This is a genomic window from Geminocystis sp. CENA526, assembly GCF_050753365.1.
Taxonomy (GTDB): domain Bacteria; phylum Cyanobacteriota; class Cyanobacteriia; order Cyanobacteriales; family Cyanobacteriaceae; genus Geminocystis.
Window position 1 is genome coordinate 1 of the sequence record NZ_JBLZFY010000177.1, and the last position, 5,052, is coordinate 5,052.

Below are 5,052 nucleotides of genomic sequence, written 5' to 3' on the forward strand. Positions count from 1 at the left end.
CCTCTCCCCCCTCTTCCCCCTCTTCCCCCTCTCATTTTCATGTTAACTCCAGTCTTCTTGATCATCTGGGGATGGTTTACGGTATATTGAACCTGAACTGTGTAATATTCTTGCTTGAGCAAAAAGTTCTTCTTCTGTCATATCCCATTCTTTGATGATGGTTTCTAAGTCAAACTGAATATCCCTCGCCCCCGGAAAATTTTGGTAACGAATTTTTAACCGCGCTACCTCTGCTAAGTTATAATCAGTTTTACCCTCAACAAATATTTTTTTGACGATTTCTCGATCGATATGACCTAAAGGATGTTTTTGATCTATGCTCATAATGAAGAATGAAGAATGAAGAATGAAGAATGAAGAATAAAAATTCACCCTCTAATTCCTAATTTCTAATTCCTAATTCCTAATTCCTAATTACTATGCAATCCTACTCTTTATTTGCCCCTGCTAAAATTAATCTTCACTTAGAAATTATAGGTCATCGAGCTGACGGTTATCATGAATTAGTGATGATTATGCAAAGCGTCAATTTGGGTGATAAAATCCATTTACGCGCCAACGGCACAGATAATATACGTCTCTATTGTCAGAATCCCGAAGTACCATTAGATAATAGCAATTTAGCCTATAAAGCCGTGACTTTGATGCAGGAAAAATTCCCGAAAGCCGCCCGTAATTTTGGCGGTGTCGATATTACGATCGAAAAAAATATCCCTGTATCCGCAGGACTTGCAGGAGGTTCAACCAATGGTGCAGGTGTATTAGTTGGCATTAATTTAATGTGGTCATTAGGACTAACACAACCAGAATTACGAGATTTAGCTAGTTTGTTAGGTTCAGATGTACCTTTTTGTATTTCTGGAGGTACTTCGATCGCTACGGGAAGAGGGGAAGAAATCGAGCCTTTGTCAGATTTGACCGATATATGGGTTATCCTTGCTAAATATAGTAACTTGGGGGTTTCTACTCCTTGGGCTTATAATGCTTATCGACAACAGTATGAGCAGTTTTACGTCTCCGATGGAAAAGAGGTAAAAAGTCGTACTCATCAAGTACATAGTGGAGAGTTGGTGAAAGCTATCACAAATAAGGATAGTAAAGCCATAGGAAGGTTATTATATAACGACCTCGAAAAAGTCGTTTTACCTGAATATCCAGCCGTATCAGAGCTTATAACCGCTTTTCGGAATGAAAATGTCTTGGGAGCAATGATGTCAGGTTCAGGACCGACTGTTTTTGCTTTGTGTACTACAGAACAAGAAGCCACTTCGATCGCCCAAAAAGTACAAAATAGTATAAATGATCCCAACTTAAATTGTTGGGTAGCTCAGATGTGTCCTCACGGCATTATTACGATCGAAGATTAGGAGATTTTTTAACTTGAATCTACTCAAAATATTAATTAACAATTTCTTAACCTAAAAATTTCCATGACCTGAGACAATATAGATTCAGTACTTTAGAATATGATCTTATGCTAGAACCCAGTGACGTTATTGACTTATTTTTTAATCATCTCAAAACCCATGACTTTTGTGCAGGAGAGGTTATTTTTAAGGAAGGAGAAAAGGGAGATAAAATGTTTGCTTTAATGAAAGGTGAAGTAGAATTATGGCGTAACGGTAAAGTTATCGAAACCATCGAAGAGCATGATGTTTTTGGAGAAGGTGCTTTGGTACAATTAACTCATGATAGGGTAACTACTGCCATCGCTAAAACCGATTGTAAATTAGCGGAATTGAATAAAGAAAGATTTTTATTCTTATTACAAGAAACTCCTTTATTTGCTCTGGAAATTGTGAGAAGTTTATCAAGCCGTTTGCGCAAACTTAAAGAGAAAATGTCAATTTAAGCTATGAAAATCTTAGTTCTTAATGCTGGTTCAAGTAGTCAAAAAAGTTGTTTATATGATATAAAATCCCTTGATAATATCATTTTTCCTCCTTCTCCTCTTTGGGAGGCAACTATTGATTGGACGGTTAGTAGTAACTATGGACTATTAAAAGTCGAGGCTAACGATAATAAAATCACCTTAGAGTTACCGATGTCTTATCGTCAAATGGGCATTAACACTATGTTGAATACTTTGAAGGAGGGGGAGACTAAAGTTATCAATGATTTTTCGGATATAAGTGTAGTTGGTCATAGGGTAGTACATGGGGGAAATAAATTTTCTCAGGCAATTTTGATTACTGAGGAGGTAAAACAGACGATTCGGGATTTAATCTCTTTAGCGCCTAATCATAATCCTGCTCATTTGGAAGGCATTGAAAGTATTGAGAAGATAAATAAAGATATTCCTCAAGTTGCAGTGTTTGATACAGCTTTTCATCGCACTATCCCTGATTATGGCAAAATTTATCCTATCCCTTACGAATATTACGAAAAGGGGATTCAGCGTTATGGTTTTCACGGTATTTCCCATGAATATGTAGCCCAACGTACAGCCGAAATTCTCAATCCAACCTTAGATAGTCTTAAGTTGATTACTTGTCATTTAGGTAATGGTTGCTCAATTACGGCGGTAAAAGATGGTGTTAGTGTTAATACCAGTATGGGGTTTACGCCCTTAGAAGGGGTAATGATGGGGACTCGTAGCGGTTCGATCGATCCTGCCATTGTGACTTATTTAATGAGAGAATACGGTTATGATGGGGCGAAAATTGACAAAATTTTGAATAAAGAATCAGGATTATGGGGCATTTCAGAAATTTCAGGGGATTTGCGCACGGTTTTAGAGGAGATGGAAAAAGGTGATATAAAAGCTAAATTGGCAGTAGAAATTTATATTAACCGTATTCAAGAAGTTATTTGCAGTATGTTGCCTTCTTTGGGGGGATTAGACGGGTTAGTTTTTACGGCAGGAGTAGGAGAAAATTCCGCTTTTATAAGAGAGAAAATCTGTGAAAAATTAGGGTTTTTAGGCTTAAAATTAGATACAGAAAAAAATAATCAATTTTGTCGAGATAAAGACATCGCTACCGATGATTCTGCCGTGAGAATTTTAGTGGTGCATACCCAAGAAGACTGGTCGATCGCTAAACAATGTTTTGGCATACTACATTAACTAAAAAGTGTTCAATTTTCACAATTTTTACTAAATTTTATTTAAAACAATCCTGTAATTATACGCCAATACAAAGCCTCAAAACCTTGATTTTTGTAACTTATTCACTCTTCCCTTTTCCCTTTTCCCTTTTCCCAAATCCGCTCTTCCATCTCTTCATCAAAATACTTTTTCAGCAAACCCTAAATAACTTATCAGTTATAATCTGAGATATTAACATAAGCCATACGGTAACTTTTACATCGTAATTTAAAGGAAAATTAAGCCACTACGAGGCGATAAATTGATAGTTAAACTCGATCGAACCCCGTGATTATCTATCATAAAACTACCCTGTCCAAATAATATTTTTTCGATCGAACCCTCAAAATCTAACGTTACTTCTTGAGGTTGAATATCGGTATTAATAGCCACTATAATTTTTTCATTATTTAAAGTTCTACTAAAAATATAAATATCTTCTTGAGCAAATAAAACTTGATATTTACCTTGTCTTAATGCTGGATATTCCTGTCTTAATTGAATTAATTTTTTATGATAATTTAAAAGGTTTTGATTCCAATATTTTTTATCAGGAAAACTACGTCTTGAATCTGGGTCTAATGCACCTTCTAAACCCACTTCATCACCATAATAAATACTAGGTGCACCGGGGAAAGTTAACAATAATAATGTACATAATTCGACAGTTTTAATGTCTCCTCCAGCAATGGTTAATAGTCTAGCGGTGTCGTGACTGGCTAACAAATTCAGTTGAGTTAAGGTGATTTCCCAATCATAAAGATTCAGTAATTCTTCGATTTTGCGTTGATATTCTTCCGCTTTAATGGCAGGGTAGGGGTAATAAGGAGGAGTCTCAACGTGTTCTCTTAAAATTCGATCGCCACCACAAAAAGCCATAGTAGGAGCTGTAAAAAGATAGTTCATTACACCGTCAAACTGACTACCATCTAACCATTGTCGAGAATCTGTCCAAATTTCTCCCACAATATAAGCGGTGGGATTAACTGCTTTTACCCTTGTGCGAAACTCCTGCCAAAAACCCTCCTCCTCGATTTCATAGGGTACATCTAAACGCCATCCATCAATACCTTGATTCAGCCAATATTCCGCTACTTGCATGATGTATTCTTTCACTTGAGGATTGCTGTGGTTGAATTGTGGTAAAGCACGATTATTCACCCAACTCACATAATTAGCAGGATATGAACCATCATAGGCACTAAGAGGCCATCCTTCAATTTTAAACCAGTCTAACCAAGGGGAATGAGGTCCATTTTCTAAAATATCATTGAAGAAGAAAAAACCCCTCCCCACATGGTTAAAAACTCCATCTAAGACTACTTTAATATCCCGTTTATGGGCTTGTTTTAAAAATTCGAGAAAAGCATCATTTCCACCTAAAAGGGGATCAATTTGGTAATAATCGTGGGTATGATAGCGATGGTTACAAGTCGATTGAAAAACGGGAGTAAAATAAATAGCGTTAATGCCTAAATCTTGTAAATAGTCTAATTTATCGATGACACCCCAAAAATTTCCGCCTTTATATTTCTGAGGAGTTGGTAAACTTTCCCATGATTCTAGGTTTGATGATTGCCAATAATTAGGATAATTTTGTGGAGGTTTTCCTATAGAAAATCGATCGGGAAATATTTGATAAAAAACAGCATTTTTAACCCAATTTGGTGTTTGAATATTCATTATTTTTTTGTTAATTATGTTTTACTGAGTTTGTTATAATACTCTATCAAAAGTTAGTCAATTTTAAAGACAAAATCAGACTTAATAAATCTAGTTTGCATAATATAGCAATTCTCGTTTTGGTGAGGTACAAAAATTGTCGTTGAAAGGCAAGAGGCAAGAGGCAATTAAAAAATGTACCTCATAATTTTAAAAACCGCTATAGTTTGCATAATAAGTAGGTAAGTTGACTGGTTGAAACAAGATTTTACAGCATTTTCTCCCCCCTCTCCCCCCTCTCC

5 protein-coding genes are annotated in these 5,052 nt (G+C 35.9%); 3 read left to right on the plus strand and 2 right to left on the minus strand.

The features are described from left to right. Nucleotides 1-42: 42 nt before the first annotated feature. Nucleotides 43-324: a DUF3288 family protein gene (locus ACN4EE_RS21965; protein ID WP_431708651.1), complete on the minus strand. Its 282-nt coding sequence runs from the start codon at nt 322-324 to the stop codon at nt 43-45. A gap of 95 nt (nt 325-419) precedes the next feature. Between ACN4EE_RS21965 and ispE the strand changes: the two genes are divergently transcribed. From ispE to ACN4EE_RS21980, 3 genes are all read left to right on the plus strand, one after another. After that, complete coding sequence (ispE, locus tag ACN4EE_RS21970) at nt 420-1,367, plus strand: 4-(cytidine 5'-diphospho)-2-C-methyl-D-erythritol kinase (RefSeq protein WP_431708652.1); 948 nt, start codon at nt 420-422, stop codon at nt 1,365-1,367. A gap of 107 nt (nt 1,368-1,474) precedes the next feature. Beyond that, nucleotides 1,475-1,852, plus strand: coding sequence for a cyclic nucleotide-binding domain-containing protein (locus tag ACN4EE_RS21975; protein WP_431708653.1), 378 nt, complete (start codon nt 1,475-1,477; stop codon nt 1,850-1,852). A 3-nt stretch (nt 1,853-1,855) separates the two neighbouring features. After that, nucleotides 1,856-3,067, plus strand: a complete 1,212-nt coding sequence (locus ACN4EE_RS21980) for an acetate kinase (protein WP_431708654.1) — start codon at nt 1,856-1,858, stop codon at nt 3,065-3,067. 249 nt (nt 3,068-3,316) lie between these two features. Here the strand turns inward: ACN4EE_RS21980 and ACN4EE_RS21985 are convergent, their stop codons facing one another. Further along, nucleotides 3,317-4,771, minus strand: coding sequence for a glycoside hydrolase family 13 protein (locus tag ACN4EE_RS21985; protein WP_431708655.1), 1,455 nt, complete (start codon nt 4,769-4,771; stop codon nt 3,317-3,319). Nucleotides 4,772-5,052 lie beyond the last annotated feature (281 nt).

Coding starts and splice junctions, on each gene's coding strand:
- ACN4EE_RS21965 (WP_431708651.1), bottom strand. CDS start 324: ATGAGCATAGATCAAAAACATCCTTTAGGTCATATCGATCGAGAAATC.
- ispE (WP_431708652.1), top strand. CDS start 420: ATGCAATCCTACTCTTTATTTGCCCCTGCTAAAATTAATCTTCACTTA.
- ACN4EE_RS21975 (WP_431708653.1), top strand. CDS start 1,475: ATGCTAGAACCCAGTGACGTTATTGACTTATTTTTTAATCATCTCAAA.
- ACN4EE_RS21980 (WP_431708654.1), top strand. CDS start 1,856: ATGAAAATCTTAGTTCTTAATGCTGGTTCAAGTAGTCAAAAAAGTTGT.
- ACN4EE_RS21985 (WP_431708655.1), bottom strand. CDS start 4,771: ATGAATATTCAAACACCAAATTGGGTTAAAAATGCTGTTTTTTATCAA.